Annotated in this window: 11 protein-coding genes; 7 read left to right on the top strand and 4 right to left on the bottom strand. The window is 70.6% G+C overall.

Annotated features, from left to right (window positions below; genetic code table 11):
- Positions 1-16: 16 nt before the first annotated feature.
- Positions 17-946, bottom strand: a complete 930-nt coding sequence (locus AB0M73_RS27635; RefSeq protein WP_363896149.1) for an alpha/beta hydrolase — start codon at positions 944-946, stop codon at positions 17-19.
- Between the two features lie 5 nt (positions 947-951).
- Entirely contained in the window at positions 952-1,896 is a 945-nt protein-coding gene (locus AB0M73_RS27630; protein ID WP_363896048.1) for an alpha/beta hydrolase, read from the bottom strand.
- A gap of 102 nt (positions 1,897-1,998) precedes the next feature.
- On the opposite strand from AB0M73_RS27630, the gene AB0M73_RS27625 reads away from it, so the two are divergent.
- From AB0M73_RS27625 to AB0M73_RS27615, 3 genes are all read left to right on the top strand, one after another.
- On the top strand, positions 1,999-3,015 hold the full coding sequence (locus tag AB0M73_RS27625) for a helix-turn-helix domain-containing protein (protein WP_363896045.1): 1,017 nt from the start codon (positions 1,999-2,001) through the stop codon (positions 3,013-3,015).
- 158 nt (positions 3,016-3,173) lie between these two features.
- Positions 3,174-4,571 carry a cytosine permease gene (locus tag AB0M73_RS27620; RefSeq protein WP_363896042.1) on the top strand — a complete coding sequence of 466 codons (1,398 nt, stop codon included), beginning with the start codon at positions 3,174-3,176 and terminating at the stop codon, positions 4,569-4,571.
- The gene (locus tag AB0M73_RS27615; RefSeq protein ID WP_043724808.1) at positions 4,568-5,224 is read left to right on the top strand and encodes a transcriptional regulator; all 657 of its coding nucleotides are present in this window, start codon (positions 4,568-4,570) and stop codon (positions 5,222-5,224) included. The genes AB0M73_RS27620 and AB0M73_RS27615 overlap by 4 nt, the downstream gene beginning before the upstream one ends.
- On the opposite strand, the gene AB0M73_RS27610 is transcribed toward AB0M73_RS27615, so the two are convergent.
- Entirely contained in the window at positions 5,225-7,327 is a 2,103-nt protein-coding gene (locus AB0M73_RS27610) for a diguanylate cyclase (protein WP_363896038.1), read from the bottom strand.
- 304 nt (positions 7,328-7,631) lie between these two features.
- Between AB0M73_RS27610 and araD the strand changes: the two genes are divergently transcribed.
- The gene (araD, locus tag AB0M73_RS27605; protein WP_363896035.1) at positions 7,632-9,338 is read left to right on the top strand and encodes an L-arabinonate dehydratase; all 1,707 of its coding nucleotides are present in this window, start codon (positions 7,632-7,634) and stop codon (positions 9,336-9,338) included.
- A 45-nt stretch (positions 9,339-9,383) separates the two neighbouring features.
- Positions 9,384-10,370, top strand: a complete 987-nt coding sequence (locus AB0M73_RS27600; protein ID WP_363896032.1) for a LacI family DNA-binding transcriptional regulator — start codon at positions 9,384-9,386, stop codon at positions 10,368-10,370.
- Positions 10,371-10,395: 25 nt separating this feature from the next.
- On the opposite strand, the gene AB0M73_RS27595 is transcribed toward AB0M73_RS27600, so the two are convergent.
- On the bottom strand, positions 10,396-11,208 hold the full coding sequence (locus AB0M73_RS27595; protein WP_363896029.1) for a serine protease: 813 nt from the start codon (positions 11,206-11,208) through the stop codon (positions 10,396-10,398).
- 278 nt (positions 11,209-11,486) lie between these two features.
- Here AB0M73_RS27595 and AB0M73_RS27590 point away from each other — a divergent pair, with 278 nt between their 5' ends.
- Together AB0M73_RS27590 and AB0M73_RS27585 are read left to right on the top strand one after the other, a co-directional pair.
- Positions 11,487-12,173, top strand: a complete 687-nt coding sequence (locus AB0M73_RS27590; protein WP_363896026.1) for a DUF969 domain-containing protein — start codon at positions 11,487-11,489, stop codon at positions 12,171-12,173.
- Positions 12,170-13,147, top strand: a complete 978-nt coding sequence (locus tag AB0M73_RS27585; protein ID WP_363896023.1) for a DUF979 domain-containing protein — start codon at positions 12,170-12,172, stop codon at positions 13,145-13,147. Before AB0M73_RS27590 ends, AB0M73_RS27585 begins: the two co-directional genes overlap by 4 nt.

The raw sequence follows: 13,147 nt of genomic DNA, 5'->3' as shown, positions 1-13,147 counted from the left end.
GGAAATCCGGACGGGCTCAGGCCTTGAGACCGCGGCGGAGGGCGTCCATCGTCTCGGCCGCCATGCGCCGGCTGACGGTGGCCGACTCGACGAGGCCGGAGCCGTGGAAGGTGCCCGGGTAGTGGTGCACCTCGGTGGGCACGCCGGCCTGGATGAGGCGGTGCGCGTAGCTGAGGCCCTCGTCGCGGAGAGGATCGAACTCGCACACGGAGACGTAGGCGGGCGGCAGGCCGGAGAGGTCCTCGGCGCGGGCGGGCGAGGCGTACTGGTCGGCGGGGCGGCCGCCGAGGTACGCGTCCCAACTGATCACGGCGCTGGGGCGGTTCCACATGGGGGTGTCGACGAACTGGGTCATGGACGGCGTGTCGAGCCGGTCGTCGAGCTCGGGAATGCCGAGGTGCTGGAAGCAGATGGCCGGCCCGCCGCGGTCACGGGCCAGCAGCGCCAGGCCGGCGGACAGGCCGCCGCCGGCGCTGCCGCCGCCGATGGCGAGGCGGTCGGGGTCGATGCCGAGGTCGGCGGCATTGGCGGCGGTCCAGGCCAACGCGGCGTAGCAGTCCTCGATGCCGGCCGGGTACGGATGTTCGGGCGCGAGCCGGTAGTCCACGGACACCACGACGGCGCCGATCTCGTCGGCGATGGCGAGCGAACCGGCCTCATCCATGTCCAGGTCGCCGATGACGAAGCCGCCGCCGTGGATGGAGAGGTAGCCGGGCCGCGGCGCCGGGCGGCCGGCCGGCGTGTAGACGCGGATCCGCACGTCGGGCGCGCCGTCGGGGCCGGGGATCAGCTTCTCCTCGGTGGAGACCGGCGTCGACGTCTCGTACGGGGGCCGGCCGGCGATGACGCGCCGGAACTGCTCCCGGGCCTCGACGGGGTCGGTGAAGTCGCCGGACGGCAGCATCTCCAGCCACGGCAGGAGTTCGGGGTCGATCGCGTAGGCCATGGTCGTCACGCCTTCAGTCCGCGGCGGATGGCGTCGATCATCTCGCCGGACATGCGGCGGCTGACGGCGGCCGCCTCGACCAGGCCGGAGCCGTGGAACGTGCCGGGGAAGTGGTGCAGCTCGGTGCGCACGCCGGCCTGGATCAGGCGGTGCGCGTAGATCATGCCCTCGTCACGGAGGGGATCGAACTCGCACACGTCGACGTAGGCCGGCGGCAGGCCGGACAGGTCCTCGGCGCGGGACGGCGCGGCGTACTGGTCGGCCGGCTGGCCGCCGAGGTAGTACTGCCAGCTGTAGACGGCGTTGGGCCGGTTCCACATGGGCGTGTCGACGAACTTCGTCATCGACGGCGTCTCCAGGCGGTCGTCCAGCTCCGGAATGCCCAGGTACTGGAAGCAGATGGCCGGCCCGCCACGGTCACGCGCCAGCAGCGCCAGGGCGGCGCTCAGGCCGCCGCCGGCGCTGATGCCGCCGATCCCGATCCGGGACGGGTCTATGCGCAACTCGGATGCCTTGGCCGTGGTCCATTCCAAAGCCGCATAGCAGTCCTCCAGGCCCGCCGGGTACGGATGCTCCGGCGCCAGCCGGTAGTCGACGGACACCACGACCGCCCCGATCTGGTCGGCGATCCGGGTGGCCAGCGACTCGTCCTGGTCGAGGTCGCCGATGACGAACCCGCCGCCGTGAATGTTGACGTAGCCGGGCAGCGGCCCGTTATGCCCACTCGGCGTGTAGACGCGAACGCGCACGTCCGGCGCGCCGGCGGGGCCCGGGATCAGCTTCTCCTCCACGGAGACCGGCGACGCCGGCTCGTACACCGGCAGCTGGAAGCCCTGGGCCCGCGCCGCCGGATCGGCCATCGCGGCCCGGATGACCGACATGTCCTCAAGGCTGATCGCCGGCAGCATCGCCAGCCACGGCTGGAGTTCGGGATCGATCGCGTAGCTCATGCCACAACACTGCCCGGCGGCGCGACCGGCGGCATCCGACAGGTGTCGCGAATCGGGTCGCCGAGCCCCGCCACGTGGCTGGCGCCGGGTAGCCTCGACCATGTGAAGGGCCTGCTGCTTCGACTGTCCGCACTGGATTCCGACGCGGCCAGCGCGGTGCGGGTGATCAGCTTCTTCGACGTCCTGGTCGCGCAGCACGCCGGGCTGGAGCGGCTGGTGGCCAGCACCGCGCAGCTGGCGGAGTGCCCGGCCGGCCTGCACGTGCCCGAGACGGGCGTGTGGCTGCGGATGGACGCCGACGGCATGTCGCTGGTGACGGCGCCACCGCCGGCCGCCGGACGCGAGCTGGACGGCGGCGGCCGGGTCTGGCTGGAGCGGGACGGCGAGCCGCTGCCGCTGGACGAGATCGTGCTGGAGCGGTTCGCCATCGCCGCCGGCGTGCTGCTCGGCGAGACCAGGGCCCGACTGTCCGGTTTGGACGATCCGGCGCTGGTCGAACTGGTCGTCTCGGCGTCGGCCGGCGACGCCGAGCGGTCACGGGCCCTGCACCTGCTGGGTTTCTCGCCGCTGACCCCGATCCGGGTGATGGCCGTGCGCAACGGCCCTTTGCCCGAGCCGCCCGGCCCACAGGCGGCGATCGGCAGCGAGCACGCCGTGCTCGGGCCGGCGGAAACGATCGTCCCCATCGGACAGACGATCGGCGTAGGCCCTGTGGTGCCGGCGATGCGGGCCCCGGAGTCGTGGCGGGCGGCCACGGTCGCCGCGCGGTTCACCGCCCCGGGCGTGGTCGACGCCGTGCACTGGGACGATCTCGGCGCCCTCGGCCCGATCGCCCAGCAGATCCGCGTCGGCGAGGTCGGCGCCATCCCGGACGTGGCGGCCCTGGACCGGCTGGCGGCCGAGCCCGGCGGCCAGGACACCCTGGACGTGCTGACCGCTGTGGTCGCCACCGACTCCGTGCGCAAGGCGGCGACCTTGGTGCACCGCCACCACAGCTCCGTCGCCGCCCGCCTGTCCCGGGCCGAGACGAGCCTCGGCTATGCCGTCGACGAACCGGCCGGCCGGTTCCGGCTGACGCTTGCACTGGCCCTGCGGCGTTTTCGGGACTCCGCCGGCTGATTCACCGGTTCGGAGGTACACAGCGGACGTTCCGACTTCTCAACGTGATCAACTTTGGGCCCTTCGGGTTAAGAGGCTTGGGCCTGGCGACGGGTCGGTCCTCACGCTGCGTGTAGTAGCTTTCCCAGCACTGTGGGCGACGGGGAGAGGGCGCGCTGGTGGCTGACACGACAGATCACGACTACTCGACCGGCGCGGCCGGGATCGTGCCGGCCGACGAGCGTCGGTCCCGCTACCACTTCGTCGCCCTGTGGGTGACGCTCGCCGCCGGATTCACCTATCTGTTCCTGGGTTTCCAATACCACGACGCCGGCTACTCGCTGCTCCAGGCGATCGCCGCCGGCGCGATCGGCGCCGTCGCCTACTTCCTGTACGCGCTGCCGGCCGCATACCTGGGCTCCACCACAGGCCAGACGCATGCCCTGCTCACCCGCTCCATCCTCGGCAAGCTCGGTTCCGCCCTGGTCAGCCTGCTGCTGGTCGGCGTGGCCGCCGGCTGGACCGCGTTCGCCTTCAACCTGCTGGCCACGCTGTTCGACGGCCTGTACGGCTGGGGCCACGTGGTCGTGATCAGCGTGGTGCTGGCCGTGCTCGGCATCGCCAACAACCTGTTCGGCTTCAAGGGAATCGCCGGCTTCGCCCGCTGGGTCGCCGCGCCGCTGATGATCGTCTGGGTGCTGTACCTGGTGGTCAAGGGCATCGGCACCATGCCGGACGACGCCCTGTCGGCGCGGCCCCAGCCCAGCTCCGAGCTGCCGTTCCTGACCGGGGTCGGCGTGGCCATCGGCTCCGTGATGTGGGGCAACGAGCCCGACACCTGGCGCTACGGCAAGCCCAAGTTCCTCTGGCCGGCGCCGGCGTTCGGCATCGCCTTCGCGGTGGGGCTGGTGCTGTTCGTGGCCGGCGGCTGGATGATGGCCGAGCTGTCCGGGGCCAGCCAGTACGACTTCGGTCCGGCCTTCCACTACACGGTCGAGTACTCGCTGTTCGGGGCGCTGTGGCTGGGCGGCGTCGTGGCCGCGGTGCTGATCGTCGCGATCAACGACGGCAACTACTACGAGATGGTCAACGGCGGCCAGAACGTGCTGGGCACGATCCCCGGCTGGAGGCGCTGGCACACCTGCCTGCTGATGGCCGTGATCGCCGCCGTGTTCACCTGGCAGTTCCCGGACGTGCAGGACGGCTTCTACACGGTCGCGAGCTGGTCGTCGATCGCCCTGCCCAGCACCACCGTGGTGATGTGCGTGGACCAGTTCTGGCTGCGGCGGCGTCGAGTTGACGAAGTGCCCACCTGGGGGGAGGCCGCGTTCGCCAACTGGCCGGCGCTGATCGCCGTGATCGTCGCCGTGGCGTTCGGGGCGTGGGGCCTCGGCCTGCTGCCGGGGCAGGATTCCGTGCCCGGTGTCGGCATCGTGCCGGTCGAGACCTGGCTGCTGGCCGGACTGATCTACGCTGCACTGGCCGCCGCCGTCGCCGGGACACCGAACGCCGCGGCCGTGCTGGGCTTCAGTCGGCGGCTACGACCGTCGATCACTGAGGGGAACACGCAGCGATGACCGCTTCGGCCCGCGAACTGCTGGAGACCGCCCGCAAGGACCTGGCCCCGGGCGAGCACGAGAACCGCCTGGTGCCGCTGATCGCCGAGGGCAAGGCCTCCCGGAAAGCGCTCGCCGCGCTGGCCGCGGAGCAGCACCGGATCATCGTCAGCGACTGGCGCAGCTTCCTCGTGCTGGCGTCACGCTGCGAGAACCCGGCCGCCGGCGCCTTCTTCTCCGGCCTCGCCGCCGGCGAGGGCCTGGCCCTCGACAACCTGCGCAAGTTCGCCACCGCCGCCGGCCTGTCCGACGAGGACCTTCGCTCGTACAAGCCCCTCGCCGGCTGCCAGGCCTATCCGTCCTATCTGGCCTGGCTCGCGCTGAACGGCGAGCCCACCGACGTCACCCTGGCCGTGGTGGCCAACTTCTCCGCCTGGGGCAACTACTGCCGCACCGCCGCCGCCGGGCTGCGCCAGCACTACGGCTTCGACGACGACGGCTGCTCCTTCTTCGACTTCTTCGCCGCCCCCGCCCCGGACGGCGACGAGCCGGCCATCGCCATCGTGCAGGCCGGCCTGGACGCCGGGCGCGGCACCGAGGCCGCCTTCGAGTACGGCCGCCTGATCCAGAGCTACGAGCTCATGTTCTGGAACACCCTGGCCGAGCTGGCCTGATCAGCCCTGCTGCTCGGGGGTCAGTTCGGTGGGCCGCTTCAGGTCCCCGATCTGGCCCTTGCGCAGCAGGTCGAGGAACAGGTCGACGACGTCGGGGTCGAACTGGGTGCCGCGGCCCTGGCGGAGCTGCTCGGCGGCGGCGTCGACGGACAGGGCGGGCTGGTAGGGGCGGTCGACCAGCATGGCGGCCCAGGAGTCGCAGATGGACAGCACGCGGGCCTCGACGCGGATGCCGTTGCCGACGAGGCGCGAGGGGTAGCCGTTGCCGTCGTAGCGCTCGTGGTGCTGGCGGATGATGTCGGCCACGACGCCGAAGCCGGGGACCATGCGGGCCAGGCGGTAGCCGTACTCGGGGTGCTGGCGGACCAGGCGCCACTCGTCCTCGGTCAGGGCGGTGGGCTTGGTCAGCACGGCCTCGGGGATGACGATCTTGCCGATGTCGTGCAGCCGCCCGGCCAGCTCGGCGTTGCGGGCGGTGGCCTCGTCCTGGCCCAGCGCGGTGACCAGGGTGTGCGCCCAGCGGCTGATGGCCAGGCTGTGGTCCTGGGCGTGCAGCTGGGCATCGACCTCGTCGGCGACGTGACTGAGGTAGTCGATCATCGCGGTGTGGTCGGCGACGACGACGGAGCTGGTCGCGACGGCCTCGCCGACGACAACGCGGTCCCGGCCGCGGGCCTTGGCGACGTAGAGGGCGCGGTCGGCGGTGGCGACGAGCTCGTTGGGACTGTCGCCGTGCAACGGGAAGCAGGCGGCGCCGACCGACACCGTGACGGCGATCCAGGTGTCCTCCGACAGCGCCACGGGACTGCTGGCGACGCGCAGCCGCAGCCGCTCGGCGATGGTGTGCAGCTCGCTCAGCGAGGCCTCGGGCACCAGCAGCGCGAACTCCTCGCCGCCGTAGCGCGAGAGCACGTCGCCGCCGCGGGCGGCGCCGCGCAGCCGGGCGGCGATCTCGATCAGGGCCTGGTCGCCGGCCGGGTGCCCGTAGTGGTCGTTGATCGACTTGAAGTGGTCGACGTCCACGATGAACACGGCCAGCGAGCCGCCGGCCCGCCGCGCCCGCGCCACCTCGATGGGCAGCTGGGCCTCGAAGAAGCGCCGGGTGTGCAGCCCGGTCAGCGCGTCGGTGATGGCCAGCCGCCGCTGGTCGGACACCAGCCCGGCCAGCCGGGCGATGGTCAGCCCGAACAACAGGGCGCAGGCCAGCGCGATCACGGGAATGTCCCGCAGGTCGCCCCGCGCGCTCTGGATGTACAGCGTGACCGGGGCGATCAGCGCCGCCCCGCACAGCGCGGCGATACGGGCCGGGCCGATGCTGGCGTCCCGCACCGGGGACGGATCGGTGAGCCGAGCCATCGTCGGATGCAGCGCCGCCGCGCCCAGGGCCAGGTTGCCGGCCAGCCAGATGGCGTCGAGGAAGTTGCCGGTCACGTAGGTGCCGTCAAGTTGCTGTGACACATACATCGTGTCGGCCGCGACGAACGCCAGCATGTTGAACGTCAACAGGTAGAACGCCGCGGGCCGGCGGCCGCCGCCGAGGATCAGTCGCAGCGCGACGGTCAGCATCAGCAGGTCGAGCACCGGATAGGCCAGCGAGAAGGCCTTCACCACCACCGGCGCGTCGAGCCGGGCGTTGGGGGCGATGAGGAACAGCCAGGACAGCATCGCCGCCCCGACGCCGATCACGGCGGCGTCCAGCACGCCGGGCAGGTCGCGCCCGGGCGTGCGGCGGCGGATCAGCAGCATCAGGCCGGCCACCACGAGCGGGTAGTGGGCGACGTAGAGCGGGTCGGCGACGCCGGGGTAGTCGAGGATGCCGAAGGCGTAGTGCGCGACGTAGAAGCTGGTGTCGGCGGCGGCGTAGACGACCTGGCTCAGGCCCAGCAGCAGCCACGGCAGCCGGGGCCGCGGGCGGTGGCGGACGATGCCGAGGATCACCATCACGGCGGCGGAGGCGCTGTCCAGGCAGTACAGCGTGATTCTCACGCCGACGCCCGCCCCGACCGGCGGCACCAGGTAGTAGGCGAGCAGGACGAGAGCGCCCGCCGACAGGTAGCCGATCCACAACCGGTCGTTGTCGGTACGCGGACCCCTCGCGCCCATGCAAGCACCCTCTCATCCGGAATTGGCCGACGGACCAGTCACCGTCCCCATCCCGATCACGTGAAGCTCAGGATAGGGGATAACGCGGGGACGGCCGGGCCAAAGACCGGAGTCGAAAGAACACAATAGCTTTTCGGGGCACTTTTCCAACGTTGGCAAGGGAGGGCCGGTGTGGGTTGACGAAGCCGCCGCGCATGTCAACCCACACCGGGGTCTGTGCTGCTCCCTCGGGCGTACCCTGGTTGCTGAAACACACAGTAAACGTTTTCAATGACGGTGTCCAGAGCGAACGAGGGGGTAGCAGATGTTGCGCAGTCAACGGTGGTACGAGGGCGAGGGCCTGCGTGCGTTCAGCCACCGGACCAGGACCCGTCAGCTCGGCATCGGCGGCCCCGAGCACCTCGGCAAGCCGGTGATCGCCGTCGTCAACACGTGGACCGACCTCAACCCCTGCCACAGCCACCTGCGGGAACGGGCCGAGGCGGTCAAGCGCGGGGTCTGGCAGGCCGGCGGCTACCCGGTCGAGCTGCCGGCCGGCTCGATGGGCGGCGAGACGTTCCAGAAGCCGACGGCCATGCTGTACCGCAACCTGCTGGCGATGGAGACCGAGGAGCTGTTGCGCTCCTACCCGGTCGACGGCGCGGTGCTGATGGGCGGCTGCGACAAGACCACGCCGGCGCTGCTGATGGGCGCGGCCAGCATGGACCTGCCGGCGATCTTCGTGCCGGCCGGCCCGATGCTGCGCGGCAACTGGCGCGGCGAGGTGCTGGGCAGCGGCAGCGACATGTGGAAGTACTGGGACGACCGCCGCGCGGGCCTGGTCGACGACCGGCAGTGGAGCGAGCTGGAGGAGGGCCTGGCCCGCTCCCCCGGCCACTGCATGACCATGGGCACGGCCTCCACGATGACGTCGGTGGCCGAGGTGCTGGGCATGACTTTGCCTGGTGCGGCGTCGATCCCGGCCGTCGACTCCGGGCACGAGCGGATGGCCGCGGCCTCGGGCCTGCGGATCGTCGAGATGGTCCGGGAGGACCTGCGGCCGTCCCTGCTGCTGGACGAGCGGGCCTACCGCGACGCCGTCACGACCGTGCTGGCCCTGGGCGGCTCCACCAACGCCGTCATCCACCTGGTCGCGATGGCCAACCGCAGCGGCGTGAAGATCACCGCCGACGACTTCGACGAGGCCTCGCGAACCGTGCCGGTGCTGGCCGATCTCCGCCCCAGCGGCCGGTTCCTGATGGAGGACTTCTACTACGCCGGCGGCCTGCGCGGCCTGCTGACCCGGCTGCGGGACCGCCTGCACCTGGACCGCCCCACCGCGTCCGGCCGGACCTTCGGCGAGACCCTGGCCGGGGCGGAGGTCTACAACGACGAGGTCATCCGCCCGCTCGACAATCCGCTGGCCGCCGACGGCGGACTGGCCGTGCTGCGCGGCAATCTCGCGCCCGACGGCGCCGTGATCAAGCCGATCGCCGCCCGGCCCGAGCTGCTCAGCCACACCGGCCCGGCCATCGTCTTCGACGACTACGGCGATCTCCAGCGGCGCATCGACGACGAGGACCTCGACGTCACCGCCGACTCGGTGCTGGTGCTGCGGGGCGCCGGTCCGCTGGGCGGGCCGGGCATGCCGGAACACGGAATGCTGCCGATCCCGAAAAAGCTGCTGCGCGAGGGCGTGCGCGATGTGGTACGGATTTCCGACGCGCGAATGAGCGGCACCAGTTACGGAACTTGCGTATTGCATGTTGCACCGGAGTCGCATGTCGGCGGTCCGCTGGCATTGCTCCGAACCGGTGACCTGGTCACTGTGGACGTGTCGAAACGGCTTTTGCACATGCATGTCGAGGAGTCCGAACTGGAACGCCGCCGGGCCGCCTGGACACCACCCGAACCGCGCTACACCCGCGGCTATGGGGCGCTGTTCAGCCAACACATCATGCAGGCCGACGAGGGCTGCGACTTCGACTTCCTGGCCCGGCCCGGCAGCACGCCGGAACCTGACGCGACCTGACGCGAAGATCCCGTACAGTTCCGGTTGCTCCAGGAAGGCAGGTGGATGTCGGTGGCGGTGACGATTCGCGATGTCGCGCGGCAGGCTCAGGTGTCGGTCGCCACGGTGTCGCGCGCGCTGACGTCTCCCGACCTGGTGCGGGCCACGACCAGGGAACGCGTGCTCGCGGTCGCGGCCGACCTGGGCTACCAGCCCAATCTGGCGGCGCGCGGCCTGATCACCGGCAAGACCGGCAACATCGGCATCGTGGTGCCCGACCTGAACAACCCGTTCTTCACGGGCGTGCTCAAGGGCGTGCAGAACCAGGCCCGGCTGGCCAGCCACGCGGTGTTCGTGGCCGACAGCGACGAGGACCCGGCGGCCGAGGAGCAGCTGGTGCGCGCCATGGCCAAGCAGGTCGACGGCGTGATCCTGTGTTCGCCGGGCATCGACGAGCAGCAGGTGCGCGAGCTGGCCGACGCCACCACGCTGGTGCTGCTCAACCGGCGCATGCGGGGCGTGCCGGCGGCGCTGATGAACTCCGGCTCCGGCATGCGGCAGGTCATCGACCACCTGGTGGCCCTGGGCCACCACCGGATCGCCTTCCTCAACGGCCCGCGCACCTCGTGGTCCAACAAGGAACGCCGCCGGGGACTGCGGATCGCCGTGCAGCGCCACGATGTCGACCTGGTCGACATGGGGCCGTTCCCGCCGCGCTACGAAGGTGGCCTGCAGGCGGCGGACCTCGCGATGGCCGAGAAGGTGACGGCAATCGTGGCGTACAACGACATCATGGCGCTGGGTGTGCTGGCGCGGCTGCGGGACCGCGGCGTGCGGGTGCCCGAGGACGTGTCGCTGACCGGCTTCGACGACCTGATGTTCGGGGCGCTGTGCCAGCCGCCGCTGACCACGGTGGCGATGCCGGTCGTGCCGGCCGGTCGCCTGGCCGTGGACCTGTTGCTGGACCGGTTGGCCAACCGGGACGCCGAGGTGCGGCAGGACGAGCTGGACACCCAGCTCATCGTGCGCGCGACCACGGCGCCGCCGGCCTAGCTCAACGTCCTTACGGGGCCGGTGCTTACGGCTTGGGCAGGGCGCAGCCGGCCTTGGTCAGGTCGACGGTGCTGCCGGTCATGCAGCCGGCGAGCAGGTAGGTCTCCTCGCCGTAGTTCGTGCCCTCGTGGACCGTGGTGTTGCCGTTCTGGTCGACCTCACACGGGTTGTTCTCGGTGCAGCGCTCGCCGTCCTCGTTGCCCGTGTTGTTGATGCCGATCAGCTTGCCGCTGGGGTCCTCGATCGGGGAGCCCGAGGTGCCGCCGATGGTGTTGCAGCTGGGCGTGTAGCGGATCGAGTCCTTCCACGTCCAGTCGCCTTCCTTGAGGCGGTAGACGAAGCCGTCGATGTTGCAGGTGTAGATCCGCTTCCAGTAGCCCGAGACCACCTTGATCGCGGTGCCCTGCGTCGGGTGCGCGGTGGAGATCTCCAGCGGGCTGATGCCGTAGCTCGACCTGATCGCGTCGTACGTGGTGTTGAGCTGGTACAGCGTGATGTCCGTGTCGGTCATCGTCGCATAGGCGACCTTGGTGGCGCGCAGGGTCGCCTTGTTGCCGCCGGTCGAGGACAGCAGGGTGAAGGAGCGGCTGGACGACTTGTTCACCAGCACCTGGCCCGGGTTGAGGAAGCCGCCCTCGTAACAGTGGCCGTTGGTCAGGACCAGGGCCGGCCCCGAGGTGGCGGCGCCGGGCAGCTTGACCAGGGAGCCCGAGCAGTTGCTCAGGGCGACCGTGCCGGAGAAGTCGATGGCCGCGGGGGCCGCGGTGACCGTGGGGGCGGTGGCTGCCGCGGTGGCGAGCAGCGCACCGAGCAGGGTGCCGAAGAGGCGCTTACGCATGGCAGGGATTTCCTTCCGTGACTCCAGGGCAAGTGACACGGTGTAGCAGTGTCGGACCAGTTGACCGGCTAGGCGCACCGCCCGGTACCCGCCGGAAGTCGGACGTTTCACCCAGGCGAGCGACTGGGGGGCGCTACGTGAGTGGCTCATTTTCGCTCCAGGGCCATCCGAGCCACTCAGGTAAGCAATTCCGAAGCCAACTACCGTCCGTAGTGACATCTTGTAGGATTGTTGAACAAGACCTACCCTCCAGGGACCCCATCCGCGAAGGAGGTCACATGGTCGTCCTCATCGGCGTGGCCCTGGTGGTGATCGGCTTCGCGCTGCGGCTGAATCCGATGCTGGTCGTCACCGTCTCCGGCATCGTCACGGCCCTGCTCGGCGGCCTCAACCCGCTCGCCATCCTCGACACCTTCGGCACCGGCTTCGCCACCAACCGCTCGGTCACCATCTACGTGATCACCCTCCCGGTGATCGGACTGCTCGAACGGTACGGCCTGCTCCAGCAGGCCTCCCGGCTGATCGGCAAGCTCCGCGCGCTGACCACCGGCCGCCTGCTCGCCGCGTACCTGCTGATCCGCCAGGGCACGGCGGCACTGGGCCTCAAGGACATGTGCGGGCCGGCGCAGACCGTCCGGCCGCTGATCGCCCCGATGGCCCTGGCCGCGGCCATCCGCCGGCACGGCGAGCTGTCGGACCGCCAGATCGAGCGGGTCAAGGCCTTCTCGGCCAGCTCCGACACGGTCGGCCTGTTCTTCGGCGAGGACATCTTCCTCGCCATCGGCTCCATCCTGCTGATCACCAGCTTCGTGGACAGCACGTACCACCTGAAGCTGGACGCGCTCCAGATCGCGATCTGGGCCATCCCCACCGCCGTCTGCGCGTACGTGATCCACGGCGCGCGCCTGCTGTGGCTGGACCGGACCCTGGCCCGCACCTCGGACAAGCAGGAGGTGCCGGCATGATCGACGCCGAGTGGCTGTACTGGGTGTGCGGCCTGTTCTTCGTGGTCGGCGCGAGCTTCAGCTACCGCCAGGCCCAGTACGGCGGCGCCGCGTTCTGGGCGCTGCTGGGACTGTCCTTCTGCTACTCCACCTTCGTCGTCAACAAGACCGCCCCGGCGTGGCCGTTGGGGCTAGCGGTGCTGATCATCGCCGGGCTGGCCGGGTTCGGGGCCCTGGGCAGGACGACCATTGCCACCACCTGCCAGGCCGAGCGCATCACCGCGGCGAACACGTTGCGCGGCAGGCTGTTCGTGCCCGCGCTGATGATTCCGCTGGTGGCGCTGGTCTTCGCCACGATGATCGCCTCGATCACCGTGAACGGGAAGCCCTTGCTGGCCACGGGAACCGCGACCCTGACCGGTCTCGGCGTGGGCGCGCTGCTGGCCACCGCGGTGGGTCTGGTGCTCCTGCGCCCGGCCGGTGGCCTGCGGCGGCACGCGTCGCTGGGCGTGCCGCTGGCCGAGGGCAGCCGCCTGCTGCAGGCGATCGGCTGGGCGGCGGTGCTGCCGCAGATGCTGGCCGTGTTGGGCCTGCTGTTCGCCAACGCCGGCGTCGGCACGGCCGTGGGCGCCATCGTGTCCGCGATCCTGCCCAAGGGCTCGCTGCTGATCGCCGTGATCCTGTACTGCGTGGGCATGGCGCTGTTCACGATCATCATGGGCAACGCCTTCGCCGCGTTCCCGGTGATGACCGCGGCGGTGGGGTGGCCGGTGCTGGTGCAGGTCTTCCACGGCAACCCGGCGATCGTGTTCGCGGTGGGCATGCTGGCCGGCTTCTGTGGCACGCTGTGCACGCCGATGGCGGCGAACTTCAACATCGTGCCGGCGGTGCTGCTGGAGATGAAGGACCGCTACGGCCCCATCAAGGCGCAGCTGCCGACCGCGGCGCCGCTGCTGGTCTGCAACATCGCGATCATGTACTTGATGGGATTCTGA

The organism is Kutzneria sp. NPDC051319 (genome assembly GCF_040682195.1).
GTDB lineage: Bacteria > Actinomycetota > Actinomycetes > Mycobacteriales > Pseudonocardiaceae > Kutzneria.
The sequence above is the reverse complement of the archived record's forward strand: the minus strand, read 5'-3'. Positions and strand labels throughout refer to the sequence as shown.